Origin of the sequence: Psychromonas aquatilis, assembly GCF_038155185.1 — a bacterium.
In the GTDB taxonomy this organism is placed as follows: Bacteria; Pseudomonadota; Gammaproteobacteria; order Enterobacterales; family Psychromonadaceae; genus Psychromonas; species Psychromonas aquatilis.
This window is the reverse complement of the sequence record NZ_JBAKAZ010000006.1, coordinates 1-21,998: the sequence shown is the minus strand read 5'-3', so window position 1 is coordinate 21,998 and position 21,998 is coordinate 1. Positions and strand designations below refer to the sequence as shown.

Here is a 21,998-nt window from a genome sequence, read left to right as displayed (position 1 = left end):
AATAAAAAACGATTGAGTAGATACACAGCACAAAATATACATGGTAAATTATAACCATACTAAATTTAATGAAATTGGAGCTCACATGGATCAGTACGCTGTTTTTGGCAATCCTATTAAACATAGCAAATCGCCTTTTATTCACACATTATTTGCTAATCAAACACAGCAACAAATGACCTATGGCATTGTTGAAGCCCCTGTTGATGGTTTCACCGCTTCTGTACAAGCATTTTTCAATAATAACGCTAAAGGCTGTAATATTACCGCCCCTTTCAAAGAAGAAGCTTTTCAATTTGCACAATCTTTAACGGATCGCGCACGTTTAGCTGGTGCGGTAAATACCCTAAAGAAAACCGATGATGGTTTAATTATCGGTGATAATACCGACGGCGCAGGTTTGGTATTAGATTTAAAAAATAATCATGTCGATCTTACTGGTGCACGCATCTTATTATTAGGTGCTGGTGGTGCTGCTCGTGGAGTATGTAGTTCACTTTTAGCAGAGAGCCCTGCACAATTAACAATTGCTAACAGAACCTTTGAAAAAGCCCAAAATTTAGTGTCTATCTTTGAACAATTAGGCAATATAGATGCCCAACCTTTTGATCAATTAAAGGGCCCTTTTGATCTTATTATCAATTCAACTTCTGCAGGGTTACATGGCAGTTTACCGGCAATTTCTAGTCATTTAATTACTCCTGAAACAGCCATTTATGACATGACCTATAATGCGCAAGTCACAGCATTCAATGCTTGGGCAAAAGATAATGGTGCTCGCTTAACAATAGATGGTTTAGGTATGTTAGTGGGCCAAGCGGCTGAAAGCTTTGCTATTTGGCGCGGTGTAAAACCAGGCGCCAAACAAGTTTTAAATGAATTACGCCATAATTTAGCTGGTTAACTTAATATGAATCAAAGCATTCTGTTTTCTGATAACGAATACTACAACCATGATTTGCAGCAAGTGGAATTTCACGCTCAATGCCAAGGGCGTTTAATTCTGTGCATTATTTCTTGGGTAACCTTAAATACGCTTGAGCAATCAGACTTGCCACTTGCGGCTGCTAATGAAGAAGCCGCATTAACACTGTTTGAAGCAGCACGATTTGATATTGAAGATCTTGCTGAAACACTGATTAACCAACATGCTTTTAATGATGACGGGAGTATAACGCTCAGTCACTGTTAATCATAAGATAAAGAGGGTTTAACAATGCAAAGCCACCGTATTAATGAGATGCTAGAGTTAATAAAACCATATTGGTTAAAGCATCAAGATCTCGACTTATTAGCGTTATTAGAACGCATTGCTACTGAGTCTGGTTTTGAAGGGCCAATTAGTGAACTGACTGACGAAGTGATTATTTACCATCTAAAAATGGATCAAACAGCTAAAGGGGAAATGATCCCGGGTATTGCAAAAGATTGCGAAGATGATTTTCAAAGTGCATTATTAAAGGCCAGAGGTTTGTTATAACTCACTAAGGGGAACATTATGTTAGAGAATTATAAAAAAATGGATATTAATATGCTATTTAGTATCGTTAATATGAAACTAAGAAATGAAAACCAATCTATTGCAGATCTATGTACCACCTATGATTTAGATGCAAATACGTTAACGCGACGTTTAAAAGATAATGGCTTTATTTATGACCCAGCGCATAAGCAATTTAAAAAAGCCTAATACCGCCTAAACAATCACTGTGATTAATAGATGCACCTACGCCTCAAAGCTAGGTGCCTCTTATTCGAATAATAACCAATATAAATAAGACCAAATAAGATAGAAATAACACCACCTTCACTTTACACTGAGCGCGCAACAGCATAAAAGGTTATTAAAATACCTCACGCTACTCCCATTATTTACCTTTACACTATATATTAAGCGGCACCACGCGATTAGTGGCCCTTTTTATTGGAGCATGCATGTCAAACTTAACCTACAACGATCTAACGCCTGAATGCCAACTAGATGCATTAGCCAGTATTGGAATTTACCCTGAAACTGGGTTATTAGCGTTAAACTCATATGAGAATCGTGTTTATTCTTTTACAGATGAAAATCAACAACGCTATGTGGTGAAGTTTTATCGTCCACAACGATGGAATCAAGCACAGTTATTAGAAGACCATGCATTCAGCCAACACCTATTAGATGCTGGTGTTGACCTTTCTGTGCCATTAACATTCGATGGTCAAACATTGCATACTTTTGCAGGTTACCAGTTTGCTATATTCAATAATTTGTCTGCGCGTACGCTTGCGGTAGATAATATCGATAGCTTATATGATGTTGGCGTATCCTTAGGGAAAATGCATAAGGCTGGCGCAAACTTTAAGTTCACACAACGTCCTGATCTTGATATTAAAAAAACACTCCAATCGGCGATTCAAAATTTAGCCACCTGCGAATATATTCCCAATGTGATACACGAGCAGTTTTTCTTAACCCTTTCGCAAATCCAAGCAAAAATTGATAGTAAAAGTCTGCCACAGCTCGCGATGATCGCAATTCATGGTGACGCACACGCCAGCAATATTTTATTGAAAAATGAACAACCTTTTTGGGTCGACTTCGATGATTGTAAAATGGGCCCTGCAATACAAGATATTTGGATGTTATTACATGGAGATAAGCATGAACAACAATTGCAAATGTCGATGATTTTAGACGGTTACCAAGAAGAATATGAGTTTGATAATGAAGAATTTGCTGTTATTGAGATCTTAAGGACAATGCGTATAATCAATTATGTGAGCTGGATCAACATAAGATGGTCAGATCCGGCATTCTCTCGAAACTTTCCATGGTTTATAACTGACCAATATTGGAAAGAGTTGTTACAATCGCTGCAACAACAATTAGTCTCATTAGATGAAGCACCATTTACACTTCAACCACCATGTTAAAATAATGAATAACATGATAATAAAGGAACACATAATGAAAAAAGTTTTTGCTCTATTAATTGGTTTGTTTTTACTGCCATTAAGCGTTCAAGCGGCAGATTTTAAAGAGGGCACTCATTACGAAGTCCTTCAACGCACAGCAACAGAAAAACCAGAAGTATTAGAATTCTTCTCATTTTATTGTCCACACTGCTTTAAATTTGAACCATTGATGAAAGGGCTAGAAACCGCTTTACCTGAAGATGTTACGATTAAAAAGAACCATGTTAACTTTCTAGGTGGTGCGATGGCTGAAGAAATAACAAAAGCATATGCAGCTGCTGATTTGTTAAATGTAAAAGACGACGTTACTAGCATTATATTTGACGAAATCCATGTACAACATAACAATATTTCTGGTGAGCAAGATATACTAGATATTTTTGAAAAAGCAGGCGTAGAAGAACAAGAAGCAAAAGCCGCTTTAGCTAGCTTCGCGGTTAATGGTATGGCTTCACAAATGAAACGTAATACTGAAAACTTCAAAGTACGTGGTGTACCAACGCTGATTGTAAATGGTAAGTACAAAGTAAACACGGGTTCAGTAAAAAGTGTTGCAGAGTTTAATGAATTAGTTGAGTTCTTAACTAAAAAGACTGATTAAACTGCGCTTTCATATACCTCTATTTAAAATAAAAAAGTCACTTTAGTGGCTTTTTTCATTTTTGTGGCATAATACGCGGGTCAATAAAAGGGGATTAGCGTTGAAAATAATGTTTAATAATTATGCACAGTTAAAAAGTGCTATTAAAGAACTGCATAACAACAAAGAGTCTACAAAAGCACAAGTTGTTGCGATTAGTGGAATTGAAGGCAGTGGTAAGCGTGCGTTAACAGAAAAAATTGCAGCCGCTTTAAAGCTAGATGGGCTAAATGTAGCTGTTATTCATACCGATGACTGGGAATCGAGTAAAAACGTTCGCTTTAATGTAATGAATAGCCCAGAAGAATATTACCTCAATGCTTACCGCTTTGATGAAATGTTTGAAGATCTTGTTTTACCTTTAAAGCTGTTTGGTAGCATCAAAACATCAGTGGATCTCATTGATGCAGAATCCCCTAGGAAAGTTGAATATAACTTTGATGACATCGACATTATTCTAATTGAAGGCGTGTATTTATTACAAGATGCTTACTTAGACCTGTATGATTATAGTTGCTGGGTAAAAAGTAATTTTGAAACAGCACGTAAGCGCCTACATGAACAAGTCAACATAGAAGAGTCACAAGAAGCACTAGTGAATCTATTTGAGCGTTTAATTAAGCCTGCTGGGCAATACCATTTGTACGCAGATGATCCAATTGGTAACAGTAAATCAATTTATATTGAAGAAGCAAACGTATCTAATGGATAGCCGCACTGTTCTTAATGAAGAAAATCGACATAACGCTTATATAGAGTTTAAACGTAAAGAGTGGGCAAAGTTACGTGCCAATGTAAAATTAACGCTCTCAGAAGACGATATAAAGCAGTTACAAGGGATAAATGAATCACTTTCAATGCAAGAAGTGATTGATATTTACCTCCCTTTATCGCGCTTATTAAACCTCTATGTGAGTGCTCGCCAATATCGACATGCGGTACGCGATAAATTTCTAAATTCAGAACATGAAAAAGTACCTTACATCATTGGTGTCGCTGGCAGTGTTGCTGTTGGTAAAAGTACATCTGCTCGTATTTTACAGGCCTTATTATCACGTTGGCCAGAACACCCAAAAGTCGCTTTAGTGACAACCGATGGCTTTTTACGCCCTAATAAAGAGCTTGTTGCTAGAAATTTAATGCATAAAAAAGGCTTTCCAGAAAGCTTTGATACCAAAGCACTCATTGATTTTGTCGCCGCGATAAAATCAGGGCAAAAACTCATTACTGCCCCTTTATATTCGCACCTAACCTATGACATATTACCGAATAAATCATTACAATTTGAACAACCTGATATTGTGATTTTAGAGGGCTTAAATGTACTACAAACACCGTCAGTAGATGAACTAGATAAAACCTTTGTTTCTGATTTTGTAGACTTTTCAATTTTTGTCGATGCGGATAAAGGGCTTTTAAAAACCTGGTATATCCAGCGATTTTTAAAATTTCGAGAGGGTGCTTTCACTGATCCAAACGCTTATTTTCATAGTTACTCTAAAATGAGTGAGAAAGAAGCAGTGGCTATTGCATCGAAGATTTGGGATGAAATTAATGCGGTAAATCTAGAAAAAAATATTCGTCCTACGCGAGACCGTGCTAATTTAATTCTCCAGAAGTCGATTAACCACCAAGTGAGTGAAGTACAGCTTCGTAAATAATATTTTAATATTACACTAGCAAAAATAATAAAGGCGCTTTAAAAGCGCCTTTATTATTTGATATGGATGAATATTCTAATTAAAGAATAATATCTTTTAAGTTTGGATCTTTACGGTCTAAATAATGTGTTGAACGGATACGACGTACTGTTCTTGATTTACCACGAACAAGTAGCGTTTCTGTTGTAGCTAAACGTCCATCAACAGACACACCTTCAACCAAGTCACCTTTAGTAATACCGGTTGCTGAGAAAATAACGTTATCATTCTTAACAAGATCTTCTAATTTCAGTACTTTATTTACTTCAATACCAACAGCTTCACAACGTCTAACTTCTTCTTCACCTATTTTAATATTTTCTTCTGTAGGCTCTTTCACCATAGGGCGCGGTATTAAACGTGCTTGCATATTACCATCTAATGCACGAACAACGGCTGCAGAAATAACACCTTCAGGTGCACCACCAATACAATATAAAACATCAACTTGATTATCCGGCATACATGCCAGTACAGAAATAGCAACATCGCCATCAGGAATAGCAAAAACACGAACCCCCATACCTTGTATGTCTTTAATCATTCGGTCATGACGTGGCTTTGCTAATGTTGCAACAGTTAAATCAGAAAGCGATTTTCCTAATGCAAAAGCGACGGCTTTTAAGTTTTGCTCTAGAGAACGCTCTAAATCAATTGCGTCTTTTGCATTTGGACCAACAATTAGTTTTTCCATGTACATATCAGGCGCTTGTAAGAAGCTACCTTGCTCGCCTACGGCTAATACAGCTAACGCGTTCGATTGCCCCATTGCAGTCATACGTGTGCCTTCAATAGGATCAACTGCGATATCAACTTTATCGCCTTTACCTGTGCCAACATTCTCACCAATATACAGCATTGGAGCATCGTCTATTTCACCTTCACCAATAACGATTTTGCCATCGATATCAATTTGATTAAAGATAAGGCGCATTGCTTCAACCGCAGCACCATCTGCTGTATTTTTATCACCTCGACCTAACCATTTATAACCTGCTAAAGCAGCAGCTTCTGTTACTCGAGAAAATTCTATTGCTAATTCGCGTCTCATTTTATGAGCTCCCAATTTTTAAATCTAATTGTAACAAAAAGACCAATACAAATGCGTTACCAGTCTATTTTGCTATTAAAAAATATTATTCAGTATCTTGATTAACTACATTTTTTACCGCTTGTTTTAATTTCAACATTGCTTGTTCAATTAAGTCATCTGAAATATTTAAAGCAGGTGCAAAACGCAAAACATTTGCGCCTGCGACTAAAACTAACAGACCTTGCTGCGCTGATTCTAAGAAGAACGCTTTAGCTTGGTCTTGATATTGCTCATTTAATACAGCACCTAATAATAAACCTTTTCCTCGAACTTCTTTAAAAACAGAGAATTCGTCATTAATCAATTGTAAGTGTTTACGTATCAACTGCTCTTTTTGTTTCACGCCATCTAATAATTTTTGATCGTTAATTAAATCAAAGGCTTTTCCTGCGACAGCACAGGCTAAAGGATTACCACCAAAAGTAGTGCCATGTGAACCAACAACAAAATGTGCCGCGAGGTCAGTTTTTGTTAGCATCGCTGCAATTGGAAAGCCTGCACCCAAGGCTTTAGCCGATGTTACTACATCAGGAACGATGTCTAATGCCATGTAAGCAAATAGTTCACCCGTTCTTCCCATGCCTGTTTGTACTTCATCAAGGATCATTAACGCATTGTGTTTATCACATAATGCTCTCACACCTTGAGCAAATTCAGGTGTAATAGGTAAAACGCCTCCTTCACCTTGTAATGGCTCCAAAATAACCGCACAAGTTTTATCTGAAATGGCTTTTTCTAATGCTGCTAGGTCGTTATATTCTAAATGAGTTATATTCGCTGGTTTTGGACCAAACCCATCAGAATAAGAAGATTGCCCACCAGCTGTTACTGTAAAGAAAGTTCGCCCATGAAAACCTTGATAAAAGGCAATAATTTCGCTTTTATCTTCGCCGTATTTATCAAAAGCGACACGACGAGCTAATTTTAATGCCGCTTCGTTTGCTTCTGCACCTGAGTTAGCAAAAAAGACCTTTTCAGCAAAGGTATTATCAACTATTTTTTGTGCTAAACCTAATGCTGGTTCATTAGTGTATATATTACTTACATGCCAGACTTTTTGTGCTTGCTCAGTTAATGCATTAACTAATTCAGGGTGAGCATGGCCTAATGCATTAACAGCAATACCAGCTGTTAAATCGATATACTCATTATCCTTTTGATCCCACAATCGAGAACCCTCACCGCGCACAGGAATCATGTCTAACGGAGCATAGTTTGGCACCATAACTTGATCAAATAGTGAACGGGTGATTTCAGAGTGTGGCATAAAGGGTTCCTTAGTTAATATTATGAAAAATAATTTATAAAAATGATTAATATACGCACTTATTTTAACAATCCAATAGCTTACTTAATAAAATTATTTAGTAGTGTTAAGCCTTGCTCGGATCGTATGCTTTCTGGATGAAACTGTACACCCTCTAAGGGCATATGTTGGTGACGAATCGCCATTATTTCACCACTTTCAATCACATTAGCTGAAATATCAAAACAGCTCGGTAAGCTTTCTTCTTGTACAATCAAGCTATGGTATCGCGTGACATTCAACGGATTGTTTAGGCCTTCAAAAACGCCACGGTTATCATGCTTAATTAATGAGTTTTTACCATGCATGACTTTATCTGCTCGGATAACATTAGCACCGAATACTTGCGCGATACTTTGATGACCTAAACAAACGCCTAAAATGGGTATTTTTCCGGCAAATCGTTCAATGGTTGCCAATGATACACCAGCTTCATTAGGTGTACAGGGTCCTGGAGAGATCACGATATGATCAGGGTTTAAATCAGCAATCTCTTGTACGGATATTTGATTATTTCGTTTTATAATCACTTCCTGTTGTAACTCTCCAAAGTACTGTACTAAGTTATAAGTAAAAGAGTCATAATTATCAATCATTAATAGCATTATTAAGGCCACATAAAAAAACACTGATCTACTTTATCACTAGTAACGTATTTAGTACTAACACCAAGCAAAGTTAATTATGCAATCTACACTAAAATAAGCCAGCATAAGATGCTTCTAAAGTGAATAATAGCAGTCACCACTGAGACTTATAATAGGGAAGGGTAATGGATAATGTCATTGAAAGTAAAAAAAATGTACTTATTTCTGGTAGCTCGGGCTTAATAGGCAGTGCACTAGTACCTTTATTGCGAGATAAGGGATATACGGTTTTTTTATTGAAAAGACAACAACAAAAAGACACGCCTTATTGGAATATACAGCAACAAAAAATAGACTTAAACGGTTGCCCTGAACCAGACATTATTATTCATCTTGCAGGTGAAAACATTTCCAATGCGCGTTGGACTGCAAAAGTAAAAGAGAAGATAACCAAAAGTCGTATCCAATCAACTCAGCTTATGGTCGACTTTATCAACCAAAGTAACAAACCACCCGCGCTTTTCATTTGCGCTTCTGCAATCGGTTTTTATGGTCACCAAGGTACCAAGGTGGTTAATGAAGACAGCCCTAAAGGACAAGACTTTGTAAGTCATTTAGCTGAAAAATGGGAACAAGTAGCGCAACAAGCACAAACCCGTGTCGTCAACCTCCGTAGTGGTGTCGTATTGAGCAAAAATGGCGGGGCACTGGCTAAGATGTTACCTGCCTTTAAAGTAGGCTTAGGTGGAAGAGTAGGCTCAGGAAAACAAATCATGAGTTGGATAGATTTGGATGATCAGATAAACGCAATTTTATTTATCATTAAGCACACCACACTATCTGGCCCTATTAACCTGGTATCGCCTAATGCTGTTGATAATAAAACCTTTTCAAATACTTTATCGCAGTTTTTAGGTCGCCCTTGCATACTGCCGATGCCAGCAACATTAATTAAGCTAATGTTCGGAGAAATGGGTAAGGAATTACTATTATCAAGCACACATGTAGAGCCCACTAAATTATTACAAGCAGGATTTAAGTTTGAGAGTTTATTATTAGAGGAAAGCTTAAAGAAACAACTTGCTGTGTCTACCCTGTGATTTAGTGACTTAGTACTGAGTTATTGAATGAGGCATTTAAATATTAACAGGATCAAAATTAGAAGCCCTAGAAATAGGAAAGGGCAGCCGAAGCTGCCCTTAATTTAGTCTCTCTATCAAAATCCGTGATAGTAAATGCTCCCTGCAATACATCCTTTTGACTAATGCCCATCTAGGCGTCCACTTCCCAATCCGTTGGGTTCATCCTTGTAATATCCTTATAAGATAAACATCTTGTTCATCTATCATCTCCCTTTCCGTAGGAGGTGTCCTTCTTTGCCATCCTGGCTTAATAGCTACAATCCTAGTAGTTACTAAAAAACTCCATCCTAGAGTGTCCTGCTTATCCTTAATTATAAAACATCCTGTTTTATAAACTCTCTTCCTGAGAGGTCCTAGTGTCATCCTGACAACGCGCTGAGTTAATGTCTACATCCTGTAGTCCATCTCCCCTTTGCGAGATAAATAATACGATGTTTTATGTGCTAAAAACGCCACGCTAAATGCTTACTTAACAAAAAAATATGTATAATTTTCACTCAACAATATATTTAACAATGGCTTACAGAACTATTTTTTTTGTAATAGGGCAGAAAATAATAGGTAGAAACTGCAATTGCCTGTGTTAGCAATGGTCGATCTCTCACAAACCATAATTGAGCGAATAACAGTAATAAACAAAATAAAGTGGAAATATTCAAAATTAGAAATTAAAAAGCATGCTAGGAGCTCTTTATTTTAATAAAAAGTCATTCAATATAGAGGTGATATTAACGAATAATCAAAAATACAGATAAAAAAATCCCAGCATAAGCTGGGATAGATCATTAAAAACGTTTAATGAAACCTTAAAAATTGTATCGAAGACCGGCCACTAATGAATCTTCAGTTTCTACATCGTTATCTAAGTTATTAAATGCATAAGAAGCATAGGCACGAAATGACTTATTAAATCGATATTGGCCTTCTATAGCATAAAAATCTTGAGTATCTGAGTCAGCTTCTTCTTGTTGACCAATAATACCGATCATGCGGAATTGCTTGGTAAACTTATATTGAATAGCAGCTTCTAGTGAAGTGAAATCATCATCCGCATCGATGTCACCCATTGCATATGAAACCGCAACGTATAAATCATTCATTGTATATGCAGCCGCTACTGTTGTTTGGTTTGAATCATCTTGTGAGTCAGAATAAGCAAGACCTAAATCTAAACCAAAGTCTGATGTATAAAGTGCTGATAAGCCAAATGAATCATCCTCGTCATCTTCATTTGAAGCAATATAATCAGCCTGCACTGTCACCACATCAGCAAACTTATTTGAGTACAAGAACGTATTATTTTGTTTATCTGATGATGCATCTAAAACTTGTTGAATACCTGAGTGGTAAGAAGCGATATCGGTCATATCAGAGATTTGTACATTCGCAGAATCTTGACGACCATAAGAAAAATCACCTACCTTTGTACCAAAACCAGCAAATAGGTAACGGTTTTTAACATCTTCACCATCTTTAATTTCATACTCCATGAAACCAAAACCTGTTATCTCATCAGTAAGCTGTGTTTTACCACCAAAGTTGATACGCGCACGGCTCTGATCTGAAATCGATCCCTCAGTTTCTTCAAAGTCATCACCTAAGAAGTCTGCACGTACTTCTACACGACCACCAATTTTAAGCGTTGTACCGTCTTCATTGTAGATTGTTGCTGATTGCGCTGTTGTAGAGATAAAACCCGCTAAAATTGCAGTTGCTAATAATGTTTTTTTCATGATTCATCCGTGTTTAGTTTAAAAAATATCTGGGAATATAGTCTTTAACAGCACTTGCTGTTTACGGAGGAGCAGTCTAGGGACATTATGTGACAGGTTTATTACTAACCTGTTGGTTTATAAAAAAGTATCGTTTATTTTATAAACCAAGTAAGAAATTAAGGAGGTGAAACTCTTATAAAAAAACCGCCATTAAGCGGTTTATAGTGTAGGTGAGATGGTCAGTAATGGGCTATTTACCAATACAAAAACTCGAGAAGATACGTCCGAGTAAATCATCAGAAGTAAACTCACCTGTGATTTCACTTAGGTGTTGCTGTGTTAAACGCAGCTCTTCAGCTAATAACTCACCGGCTTTATATTCTTCAAGTTGTACTTTACCTTCAAGCAGGTGTTTTTCAGCTTGATCGATAGCTTGTAAATGACGTCGTCTTGCCATAAACCCACCTTCGGTATTACCTTGGTAACCCATAATATCTTTTAAATGCTGGGTTAAGCCATCAACGCCTAAACCTGTTTTTGCAGAAATACGATAAACAGGGTAATCCTCATGCTGTGTAGTTTGTAAGGGTTCTCCAGTCAGGTCTGCTTTATTACGCACCACTGTTAAGCCTACTTTTTTAGGTAAACGATCGATAAAATCAGGCCAGATATCATGAGGGTTTTCGGCATCAGTGGTGGTCGCATCTAGCATAAATAAGATACGATCAGCATTTTCAATTTCCGCCCATGCTCGCTCAATACCAATACGCTCAACTTCATCAGCCCCTTCGCGCAAGCCTGCGGTATCGATAATATGCAAAGGCATGCCATCGATATGAATGTGTTCACGCATCACATCACGCGTCGTACCAGCAATATCGGTTACGATTGCACTTTCTTTCCCAACTAGGGTGTTCAATAAGCTAGATTTACCCGCATTAGGACGACCTGCAATCACTACTTTCATACCATCTCGAAGGATAGCACCTTGTTTAGCCTGAGCTTTTACTGCATTTAGGTTATCAATTATTTGATATAAATCTGTCGCTATTTTTCCATCGCTTAAGAAGTCTACTTCTTCCTCGGGGAAATCAATCGATGCTTCCACATAAATACGCAAATAAATTAAACTTTCAACTAGGTCATTTATTTTATGAGAAAACTCACCTTGTAATGAGTGTAAAGCACTTTTGGCAGCTTGCTCTGAGCTTGCTTCAATTAAATCAGCAATTGCCTCTGCTTGTGCTAAATCGAGCTTATCATTCATAAAAGCACGTTCAGAGAACTCACCTGGATTGGCACTACGTAAGTTTTTTATAGTCAGAATTGCTTTAATCAGCATATCCATAACGACAGGACCACCATGCCCCTGTAATTCCAAAACATCTTCTCCAGTAAAGGAGTTTGGACCTTTGAATAATAAAGCAATCCCTTGATCTAACACTTTCTGGTTTTGATCATAAAAAGGGAGGTATTCGGCATAACGTACTTTAGGTTTTTTGCCTAAAATAATTTCAGCAACGGCTTCAGCGTCAGGGCCAGAAACACGCACAATACCCACACCTCCACGACCAGGTGCAGTTGCTTGAGCAACAATCGTATCAGTAGCTTTTATCATTATCTGTTCCTAAAAGTAAACCTAATAAAAAAGGCGACTATTATAGTCGCCTTTTATCAATTACTAAATACTAGCATTATTTCTTATGGCCTAAACCTTGTTTTTCAAACTGACGGTAAATTATCGTTTGTTGAACAAGTGTAACGATGTTACTCATTAACCAGTAAAGTACTAGTCCTGCTGGGAACCACAAGAAGAAGAAAGTAAATACTAATGGCATAAACTTCATGATCTTCTGTTGCATTGGGTCTTGAACCGTTGCAGGAGACATTTTTTGGATAAAGAACATACTTACACCCATTAAGATAGGCAAAATGTAGTATGGGTCTTGTACCGATAAATCTTGTATCCAGAACATAAATGGTGCGTGACGTAACTCAACAGCTTCCATTAATGACCAGTATAATGCAATGAATATTGGCATTTGTAATAAGATTGGGAAACAACCGCCTAGTGGGTTTACTTTCTCTTTCTTATACAGCTCCATCATCGCTTTTGATACTTTTTGACGATCGTCACCGTAACGGTCACGTAGCTCTTTAATCTTAGGTTGTAGCAAACGCATTTTAGCCATTGACGTGTATTGCGCTTTAGTCAGTGGGAATAAAACACCTTTAACAGTAAAGGTAATTAAGATGATTGCTACGCCCCAGTTACCAACAATTCCTTGGAAGAAAAGTAGTAATTTAAATAATGGTTGTGCAAGCCACCATAACCAGCCGTAATCAACGGTTAAGTCTAGGTTTTCACCAACTTGTGACATTTCATCTTGTAGTTTAGGACCAATCCAAAGGTTGATTCCATACTCTTCAGTGCTGTTTGCTGAAATTGTTTTGATTGGTGATTTAAAACCAATAGCTGCATCTTTACCTTGATAAACTTTACTAAATAGTTCGTTTTGGTCTGTCGCAAGCGGTACCCAAGCAGAAACAAAGTAATGTTGTAACATAGCTACCCAACCACCTTGAGTTTGTTTCGCTAAGTTTGCTTCCAGCATGTCGTCAAATTTATATTTACTGTACTTAACGTCATCCGTAGAGAATGCACCACCACGGTAAACTGGCATCATTAGGTTTGTAGAATGTTCTTGTATAGACTCTTTTAATTGACCATATAATTGAATATTCATATCGCTATTGCTGTTATTTTCAATTTTATAATCAACATTTACATTAAACTCACCACGATTTAACGTGAATGTTTTAGTAAATTTGTTACCTTGTTTATCAACATAATGTAGTGCAACAGAGACAGAATCTTGTCCATCTTCAATAATGTTTTCTGTTTTTTCAACTCGGTAAGCAGGACGGCCATCTGGACTTGAATCCGGGCCTTGTTTACCAATCAGACCACTTTGTGCGATATAAGTAAAACCATCAGCATTTTCTAGTAAACGGAATGGAATTCCAGAATCTAGTTCATTGTCATGGGCAATCAAGTCAGCCACAATAACATCACCACCAACTAGCGTAATTTCTAAGCGTAGTTGATCATTTTCTAATACAACAACATCACTTGTTGATTGATCAGTCGGTAATTGCGTTTTTTCAGCACTACCACCAGTTGCAGAAGGTACATCAGAACTATGGTTATTAGTTGATGGTACTGCAGATGTTGTACTTTGTTCAGTCGTTTGCACTTTAGCAACCGGCTGAGGGTTTTGATCTTCATTCCATGCTTGATATAGCATAAAGCTAACAAACAATAGGGCGATGAAAAGTAAATTGCGTTGTGAGTCCATAACGTATTTTATCTCTAAGGTTTATGTTTATGTTTAGTTTCGCAGCAAGGCGGTACAGGATCATATCCACCTTCATGAAAAGGCTGGCATTTTACAAGACGACAAGCTGTTAGCCAACATCCTCTTACTATACCATGACTCTTAATTGCTGCTATCGCATAATGAGAACAAGTTGGCGAAAATCGGCAACGAGCTCCAATTACAGGACTAATAACTAGCTGATAACCACGAATCAATATAATTGCTATCCATTGCATCGCTGCACTAACTTTCGCCATAGCTTATCCAATACTTTTTGAAGCTCTTGATTTGATAAATCTGCAATACCAGCTTTTGCAACAACAACAATGTCGATGTTTGGAAGCTCATGTTGTTGAAGACGAAAATTATCTCTTACAATGCGTCGTATACGATTACGCCCTACAGCCAATTTTATATGCTTTTTAGGGATAGCCATACCAATACGGGGGTGATCAAGGGTATTTTTTCTAGCAAGAAGAGTTAGGTGTGGAGATACTGCTGGAATAGCATTTTTAAATACGGGTTGAAAATCTTCGGGAGTTAACAGACGTAACTCCCGAGAAAACGAATAATTCACCACGTCTGGTAAATTATGCGCTTAAGCTAGCGCGGCCTTTAGCACGACGACGAGCTAATACGGCACGACCGTTTTTAGTCGCCATACGAGTTCTAAAACCGTGTGAACGCTTACGCTTTGTGTTGCTTGGTTGAAAAGTACGTTTCATGCTCTTTTCCACTTATTGTTAAGTACTGTACAGTAGCTAGTTTTTTTAAAAATTGATGATTAAGTACTTCGAAAAGTATTAAAACAACGATCATTAAAAGCATCAGCCGATTTAAAGAGAGCGAATTCTATTGATAGATTGACTAAAAGTCAATCAGAGATGCTTCTTTCTGGCAGATTAAATTCACATTCCTTAGAATAAATATCCTAAAGAAATAAATTGTCACTACGAGCCAAACTCAAAAGTTAGGGTGGCAAGATTATATAGGAGCACAGCTATATAGCAAGGATCTTCCGCGATCTTATCATTTAACCTTTAAGTATAAGTATTTTTTATTGCTGTGGATAAAGCTTACTAAGCTATACGCTACCTAATCAGAGGGTTGTGGATGCTTTAACCATTGAATGAGAAAAAACACAAGGATCTTTTTTTTATTTTTGTTGCCTGATCTTATGGCATATAAACGATCTTATCGGTAGAATTATCCGCCCTAATGAATATACTGGAGTCCAACAATGTCCCTCGCTATTTGGCAAGAATGTTTAGCACAATTAAAAGACGAGCTATCAGCAGGAGACTTTAGCACTTGGTTACGTCCTCTTCAGGCAGAATACGATAATAATACGCTATCTTTATACTCACCTAATAAGTATACAAGTGAGTGGGTACGTGAAAAGTACATGGATACTATTGAAACTAGATTACAAACTTTAGTGCATGCCATAGATGAAAACCAAACAATTAAAATCCGTTTATTAGTAGGGACTGCTAACGCAACGGAAAATAAACCTACCGTAAAAGCAGTACCAACTGCGAATACTAACCAACCTTGGGAAGGTGAATCTAAATCAATCAGTGTTGCTCATAAAAGTAATTTAATAAAAAAATACACTTTTGATAACTTTGTTGAAGGTAAGTCTAATAACTTTGCTATCGCAACAACGCAACAAATAGCTGAAAATCCGGGAGATGTTTATAACCCGTTATTCTTATACGCACACCCAGGTTTAGGTAAAACACATTTATTACATGCTGTAGGTAATGCTATCGTTTCAGAAAACCCTGATAGTAAAGTCGTCTATATTCGTTCAGAACGCTTCGTTCAAGATATGATCAACTCAATCCGTAATAATACAATTGAGCAATTTAAAGAGTATTACGCTTCTTTAGATGCACTATTAATAGATGACATCCACTTCTTCGCCGGTAAAGACCGTTCTCAAGAAGTCTTATTCCAAACATTTAACTCAATGTTAGATGCGCATCAACAAGTCATCTTAACCAGTGACCGTTTTCCAAAAGAGATTGAAGGAATAGATGAACGACTACGTACTCGTTTTGGTTGGGGATTATCAATTCCAATTGATCCACCAGAGCTTGAAACGCGTGTTGCGATATTAATAACGAAAGCGGAAGAGCGCGGTTTACAACTGCCTGATGATGTTGCTTTCTTTATTGCAAAACGTTTAACCATTACTGACGTACGTGTACTAGAAGGTGCAATTGCCAACATTTCAGCAAAAGCACAGTTTACAGGACAGGATATTACTATCTCTCTTGTTCAAGATGCACTGCGTGATATGTTAGCTGTTCATACCAAACAAACAACCGTTGATAATATTCAGAAAGTGGTTGCGGAACATTACCGCATTAAGATTTCTGATATGTCTTCAAAACGACGTACTCGAACAGTTGCTCGTCCACGTCAAATCGCAATGGCACTCGCTAAAGAATTAACACAGCATAGTTTACCTGAAATTGGTGAAGCATTTGGTGGTCGTGACCATACAACTGTATTACATGCTTGTCGAAAAGTAGAAGAATTACGTCGTGAAAATAACGATATACAAGAAGACTACAAAATTCTTATCCGCACGTTATCGATGTAAGAAAAGGTTATCGAATGAAATTTACTATCTCTCGTGAAATATTATTACGCCCATTACAATTAGTTGTTGGCTCAGTGGCCGGTGGTCGTCCAGCTTTACCGATCATGGGAAATATACTTATAGAAGTAAAAGATAACTTTTTAAACCTAACTGGTACTGATTTAGAAGTGGAATTAATGGCTCAAATACCATTAGAACTTGCTTCAGAAGAAGGAGCTATTACTGTTCCAGCTAGAAAGTTATTAGATATTTGCCGCGGTTTATCTGATCCATGTGAAGTCACCTTTGAAGTAAAAAACGAAAGGGTTACAGTGCGATCTGGCCGTAGTAGGTACTTACTATCAACCTTGCCTTCTATTGATTTTCCCAACATTGAATCATGGCAGAGTTTAATTGAACTAACAGTACCGCAAACTGAATTTAAAAAACTGATTGAATTTACCCAGTTTGCAATGGCTAGCCAAGATGTTCGGTACTACCTAAATGGTATGTTCTTTGAAGTTTCTGGTAATACATTACGTAGTGTTTCTACCGATGGCCATCGTTTGGCTTCTTGTGCCATTAACATACAACAAACGATTGAAGAGCAATCGGTTATTGTACCTCGTAAAGGGGTATTAGAATTAGTGAAGCTGTTAGATAAAGATCAAGAAAATGTAACAATTCAACTAGGTAAAAATAACCTACGAGCAGTGATCGATGGTTTTGTATTTACCACTAAATTAGTTGATGGTCGTTTTCCTGACTACCGTCGCGTTATTCCACGTAATGGCGATAAAGAATTAATTTCTGGTAGAGAAACACTAAAGCAAGCATTCAGTCGAGCGGCTATTTTATCTAATGAAAAATTCCGTGGTGTACGTTTAGCCTTATCTGAAAATTTATTAAAAATCACAGCAAACAACCCTGAAAGGGAAGAAGCTGAAGAGTACATCGATGTAGATTACCAATCTGCTGAGTTAGAGATCGGTTTTAACGTGAGTTACGTACTAGACGTTCTAAACACATTGAAAAGTGAACAAGTTAAAATAACCTTTAGTTCATCTGATCACAGTGCATTAATAGAATCGATTGACGATGACGATTCACTTTATGTATTGATGCCAATGCGTTTATAACTCACTCTGTTATTAGCAACAATGCTTTTTAAAGGTGGTATATTTATATCTACAGCATTTACTTTATTACCATTAGGAACTGATTAATGTCTTTTCAAAAATTGAGCATTAATCAGTTTCGTAATATTGAATCAACCTCGCTTACTTTTCACCCCAAAGTTAACTTGATAATTGGCGATAATGGCAGCGGTAAATCGTCATTATTAGAAGCCATTTATTTACTTGGTTTAGGGCGCTCTTTTCGCACTCATTTAACCAACCGTGTTATTCAACATGAACAGCCTCATTTTACACTTTACAGTGAAATAAATTTTCAAGAACGTGCGTTCCCGATTGGCTTACAAAAATCACGTAATGGTGAAACGATTCTTAAAATTGATGGTCAATTAGTTAAGAAGCTAGCTTCTCTTACACAATATGTACCCATGCAATTAATCACACCGGAAAGCTATACTTTACTATCTGGTAGCCCTAAAAATCGCCGTGCATATCTAGACTGGGGCGTTTTTTATCACGATCCTCACTTTTATCACAACTGGGCTAGAATAAAGCGGCTTTTAAAGCAAAGGAATGCAGCATTAAAGCAATGTAACGCTTACAAAGAGCTTGAAGTATGGGATAATGAACTTTGTGCCTTAAGTGAGCAGATAAGCTCCCAGAGAGCCAAATACTTTGCAGAATTGCAGCCTTTGATAATACAAACCATGGCCGAATTTTTACCTGAGTTTACTATCGAAAGTAATTTCTTCTGTGGTTGGGATGAAAAGAATAAACCTTTAGCACAATATTTATTTGATAACTTCCAACGAGACAAGCAATTAGGCTATACAAGTATCGGCCCTCAAAAAGCAGATTTAAAATTAAAAATTAATAAATTACCTGTTGATGATGTGCTCTCAAGAGGTCAATTAAAACTACTTGTTTATGCTTTACGTCTAGCACAAGGTTTATTTTTGAATACCATTGATAATAAACAGTGCGTGTTTTTAATCGATGACTTTAGTTCTGAATTAGATAAAAGCAAACAAGCAATATTAGCAAAACATATAATAGATTCTAAAGCACAAGTCTTTATCAGTGCTATATCGATGAATAACATCGATGATTTATTTACGCAAGAACGCTCTTTGTTTCACGTGAAACAGGGAAAATTTACAGTAGAAAGGTGAAAGTTTTATGGCTGAGAATAGTTATGATTCGTCAAGTATTAAAGTACTAAAAGGCTTAGATGCAGTTCGCAAACGCCCAGGCATGTATATCGGCGATACCGATGACGGCACTGGTTTACATCACATGGTATTCGAAGTTTTAGATAACTCCATCGATGAAGCTTTAGCAGGTCACTGTAGCGATATTATCTGTACTATCCATACTGACGGAAGTGTTTCTGTAAGAGATGATGGCCGTGGTATTCCAGTCGATATCCATGAAGAAGAAGGCGTCTCTGCAGCAGAAGTTATCATGACGGTATTACATGCCGGTGGTAAATTTGATGATAACTCATATAAAGTATCTGGTGGTTTACATGGTGTTGGTGTTTCAGTAGTAAATGCCTTATCTGATAAATTACGCCTTACTATCAAACGAAGTGGACATATACATCAACAGTCATATACACGCGGTGAACCAGATGCACCTGTCGCTGTTATCGGCGATACTGACCAAACGGGTACTGAGATTCGTTTCTGGCCAAGCCCAACAACCTTCTCAAAAACAAAATTTCAATATGATATCTTAGCGAAACGTTTACGCGAATTATCATTCCTAAATTCAGGGGTATCAATCAAGTTAATTGATAACCGTGAAGAAGATAAGTCAGATCACTTTCATTATGCAGGTGGTATTCAAGCATTTGTTGAGTTCTTAAACCAAAACAAAACGCCTGTTCATAACAAAGTATTCCACTTTAATACTGAACATGAAGATGGCACTGCAGTTGAAGTTGCAATGCAATGGAATGATGGTTTCCAAGAAAACATTTACTGTTTTACTAATAATATCCCACAACGTGACGGTGGTTCTCACTTAACCGGTTTCCGTGGGGCATTAACGCGTACTCTAAATTCTTATATTGAAAAAGAGTTAGCAAAAGTTAAAAACAATAAAAATAAAACAACTACTGAAGGTGGCGATTCACGAGAAGGCTTAACGGCTGTTATTTCAGTTAAGGTACCTGATCCAAAATTCTCTTCACAAACAAAAGACCGCTTAGTTTCATCGGAAGTTCGTCCAATTGTTGAAAGTGCAATGAATGAACGTCTACAGGATTTCTTATTAGAAAACCCAAATGAAGCAAAAATCATTGTTGGTAAAATTGTTGATGCAGCTCGCGCACGTGAAGCTGCTCGTAAAGCACGTGATATGACCCGTCGTAAAGGTGCATTAGATTTAGCTGGCTTGCCAGGTAAGTTAGCAGATTGCCAAGAAAAAGATCCTGCGCTTTCTGAACTATACATAGTGGAAGGGGACTCGGCTGGCGGAAGTGCGAAACAAGGCCGATCTCGCAAAAACCAAGCAATATTACCTTTGAAAGGTAAAATCCTAAACGTTGAAAAAGCACGTTTTGATAAGATGCTATCTTCTCAAGAAGTTGCGACACTGATTACAGCATTAGGTTGTGGTATCGGACGCGATGAATATAACCCAGAAAAAACACGTTATCATCGCATCATTATCATGACCGATGCCGATGTCGATGGTTCTCACATTCGTACTTTGCTACTGACTTTCTTCTACCGTCAAATGCCTGAGCTAATAGAAAATGGTTATATCTACATTGCACAACCACCTCTATATAAAGTTAAGAAAGGTAAACAAGAAACTTACATCAAAGATGATCCTGCATTACAAAGCTACCTAACAAGCTTAGCAATGGAAGGTGCAGCATTACATGTAAATAAAGAAGCACCAAGTATTACAGGTCTTGCATTAGAAGGTATGATTGAACGCTACCGTACGGCTCAAGAAACCATTACACGATTAAGTAAGCGTTACCCTAACGTTGTATTAGATAAACTGATTTATCAAGTGCCATTAACAGCTGAAGAGCTCGTTAATTCACAAGTAACAACTGACTGGGTCAATAATATTATCGATGTATTAAATCGTGAAGACCTTGAAGGTACGATTTATAAAGCGAAAGTTGTTAAATCTGAAAATGAATTAACTAACAATATTGTCTTTATTGTTCGTAAACATGGTGTTGATACACACTACACTTTAGATGAAGAATTCTTCGGTTCTAGTGAATATAAATCTCTTGTTGCATTAGGTATTGAGATCCACAACTTATTAGAAGAAGGTGCTTACATTCAACGTGGTGAACGCACTAAATCAGTTGATAACTTTATCGATGCAGTAAATTGGTTAATGCATGAATCTAAACGTGGTTTATATATACAACGTTATAAAGGTTTGGGCGAGATGAATCCAAGCCAATTATGGGAAACAACAATGGATCCAAATACACGTAACATGCTACAAGTTACCGTTGAAGATGCTGTTGGTGCAGACCAATTATTTACTACTTTAATGGGTGATAATGTTGAACCTCGTCGAGCCTTTATCGAGAAAAATGCACTTCGTGTTGATAACATTGATATCTAAGTCTGAACTAATTATTTAGTCTTATAAAAAATCCAGCTTACTTGCTGGATTTTTTTTACTTCAATGTTAATAATACTAATAATACCAATTCCGTTAATTAAGTTTCCAAATTTGTCCAATCTCGATAGCACAGCGA

At 37.2% G+C, this 21,998-nt stretch carries 22 protein-coding genes; 13 read left to right on the top strand and 9 right to left on the bottom strand.

Going from position 1 to position 21,998, the window contains the following annotated elements:
- Positions 1–85 precede the first annotated feature (85 nt).
- The 8 genes from aroE to coaA all read left to right on the top strand — a co-directional run bounded on the left by aroE (position 86) and on the right by coaA (position 5,262).
- Positions 86–904, top strand: coding sequence for a shikimate dehydrogenase (gene aroE / locus V6256_RS02525; protein WP_341596442.1), 819 nt, complete (start codon positions 86–88; stop codon positions 902–904).
- A 6-nt stretch (positions 905–910) separates the two neighbouring features.
- Entirely contained in the window at positions 911–1,192 is a 282-nt protein-coding gene (locus V6256_RS02520; protein ID WP_341596440.1) for a DUF1488 family protein, read from the top strand.
- A 24-nt stretch (positions 1,193–1,216) separates the two neighbouring features.
- On the top strand, positions 1,217–1,480 hold the full coding sequence (locus V6256_RS02515; RefSeq protein WP_341596438.1) for a YihD family protein: 264 nt from the start codon (positions 1,217–1,219) through the stop codon (positions 1,478–1,480).
- Between the two features lie 18 nt (positions 1,481–1,498).
- Complete coding sequence (locus V6256_RS02510; protein ID WP_341596437.1) at positions 1,499–1,690, top strand: DUF4250 domain-containing protein; 192 nt, start codon at positions 1,499–1,501, stop codon at positions 1,688–1,690.
- Positions 1,691–1,935: 245 nt separating this feature from the next.
- Positions 1,936–2,919 carry a serine/threonine protein kinase gene (locus V6256_RS02505; protein WP_341596436.1) on the top strand — a complete coding sequence of 328 codons (984 nt, stop codon included), beginning with the start codon at positions 1,936–1,938 and terminating at the stop codon, positions 2,917–2,919.
- A gap of 34 nt (positions 2,920–2,953) precedes the next feature.
- On the top strand, positions 2,954–3,562 hold the full coding sequence (locus tag V6256_RS02500; RefSeq protein ID WP_341596434.1) for a thiol:disulfide interchange protein DsbA/DsbL: 609 nt from the start codon (positions 2,954–2,956) through the stop codon (positions 3,560–3,562).
- Positions 3,563–3,671: 109 nt separating this feature from the next.
- Positions 3,672–4,313, top strand: coding sequence for a nucleoside/nucleotide kinase family protein (locus tag V6256_RS02495; protein ID WP_341596564.1), 642 nt, complete (start codon positions 3,672–3,674; stop codon positions 4,311–4,313).
- A complete protein-coding gene (gene coaA, locus V6256_RS02490) occupies positions 4,306–5,262 on the top strand; it encodes a type I pantothenate kinase (protein WP_341596433.1) in 957 nt (318 codons plus the stop codon). Before V6256_RS02495 ends, coaA begins: the two co-directional genes overlap by 8 nt.
- Before the next feature lie 79 nt (positions 5,263–5,341).
- Here the strand turns inward: coaA and glpX are convergent, their stop codons facing one another.
- The 3 genes from glpX to V6256_RS02475 all read right to left on the bottom strand — a co-directional run bounded on the left by glpX (position 5,342) and on the right by V6256_RS02475 (position 8,305).
- Positions 5,342–6,352 (bottom strand): class II fructose-bisphosphatase, encoded by a 1,011-nt coding sequence (gene glpX / locus V6256_RS02485; RefSeq protein WP_341596431.1) that lies wholly within the window; start codon positions 6,350–6,352, stop codon positions 5,342–5,344.
- Positions 6,353–6,437: 85 nt separating this feature from the next.
- On the bottom strand, positions 6,438–7,661 hold the full coding sequence (locus tag V6256_RS02480; RefSeq protein WP_341596429.1) for an aspartate aminotransferase family protein: 1,224 nt from the start codon (positions 7,659–7,661) through the stop codon (positions 6,438–6,440).
- An 80-nt stretch (positions 7,662–7,741) separates the two neighbouring features.
- Positions 7,742–8,305, bottom strand: coding sequence for an anthranilate synthase component II (locus V6256_RS02475; protein ID WP_341596427.1), 564 nt, complete (start codon positions 8,303–8,305; stop codon positions 7,742–7,744).
- Positions 8,306–8,472: 167 nt separating this feature from the next.
- On the opposite strand from V6256_RS02475, the gene V6256_RS02470 reads away from it, so the two are divergent.
- Positions 8,473–9,387 carry a TIGR01777 family oxidoreductase gene (locus V6256_RS02470; RefSeq protein ID WP_341596425.1) on the top strand — a complete coding sequence of 305 codons (915 nt, stop codon included), beginning with the start codon at positions 8,473–8,475 and terminating at the stop codon, positions 9,385–9,387.
- Between the two features lie 848 nt (positions 9,388–10,235).
- Here the strand turns inward: V6256_RS02470 and V6256_RS02465 are convergent.
- The 6 genes from V6256_RS02465 to rpmH form a co-directional block, all read right to left on the bottom strand.
- A complete protein-coding gene (locus V6256_RS02465) occupies positions 10,236–11,162 on the bottom strand; it encodes a porin (RefSeq protein WP_341596424.1) in 927 nt (308 codons plus the stop codon).
- Positions 11,163–11,394: 232 nt separating this feature from the next.
- Entirely contained in the window at positions 11,395–12,762 is a 1,368-nt protein-coding gene (gene mnmE / locus V6256_RS02460) for a tRNA uridine-5-carboxymethylaminomethyl(34) synthesis GTPase MnmE (RefSeq protein ID WP_341596423.1), read from the bottom strand.
- Positions 12,763–12,838: 76 nt separating this feature from the next.
- Positions 12,839–14,503, bottom strand: coding sequence for a membrane protein insertase YidC (gene yidC, locus V6256_RS02455; protein WP_341596422.1), 1,665 nt, complete (start codon positions 14,501–14,503; stop codon positions 12,839–12,841).
- A gap of 14 nt (positions 14,504–14,517) precedes the next feature.
- The gene (yidD, locus tag V6256_RS02450; RefSeq protein ID WP_341596420.1) at positions 14,518–14,781 is read right to left on the bottom strand and encodes a membrane protein insertion efficiency factor YidD; all 264 of its coding nucleotides are present in this window, start codon (positions 14,779–14,781) and stop codon (positions 14,518–14,520) included.
- Positions 14,748–15,104 (bottom strand): ribonuclease P protein component, encoded by a 357-nt coding sequence (gene rnpA / locus V6256_RS02445; protein WP_341596419.1) that lies wholly within the window; start codon positions 15,102–15,104, stop codon positions 14,748–14,750. Before rnpA ends, yidD begins: the two co-directional genes overlap by 34 nt.
- A gap of 10 nt (positions 15,105–15,114) precedes the next feature.
- Positions 15,115–15,249, bottom strand: a complete 135-nt coding sequence (gene rpmH, locus V6256_RS02440; protein WP_084605455.1) for a 50S ribosomal protein L34 — start codon at positions 15,247–15,249, stop codon at positions 15,115–15,117.
- Positions 15,250–15,764: 515 nt separating this feature from the next.
- On the opposite strand from rpmH, the gene dnaA reads away from it, so the two are divergent.
- The 4 genes from dnaA to gyrB all read left to right on the top strand — a co-directional run bounded on the left by dnaA (position 15,765) and on the right by gyrB (position 21,862).
- The gene (gene dnaA / locus V6256_RS02435; protein ID WP_341596417.1) at positions 15,765–17,138 is read left to right on the top strand and encodes a chromosomal replication initiator protein DnaA; all 1,374 of its coding nucleotides are present in this window, start codon (positions 15,765–15,767) and stop codon (positions 17,136–17,138) included.
- Positions 17,139–17,152: 14 nt separating this feature from the next.
- Entirely contained in the window at positions 17,153–18,256 is a 1,104-nt protein-coding gene (dnaN, locus tag V6256_RS02430) for a DNA polymerase III subunit beta (protein WP_341596415.1), read from the top strand.
- A gap of 86 nt (positions 18,257–18,342) precedes the next feature.
- Positions 18,343–19,425 (top strand): DNA replication/repair protein RecF, encoded by a 1,083-nt coding sequence (recF, locus tag V6256_RS02425; protein WP_341596414.1) that lies wholly within the window; start codon positions 18,343–18,345, stop codon positions 19,423–19,425.
- Between the two features lie 7 nt (positions 19,426–19,432).
- Positions 19,433–21,862: a DNA topoisomerase (ATP-hydrolyzing) subunit B gene (gyrB, locus tag V6256_RS02420; RefSeq protein ID WP_341596413.1), complete on the top strand. Its 2,430-nt coding sequence runs from the start codon at positions 19,433–19,435 to the stop codon at positions 21,860–21,862.
- Positions 21,863–21,998 lie beyond the last annotated feature (136 nt).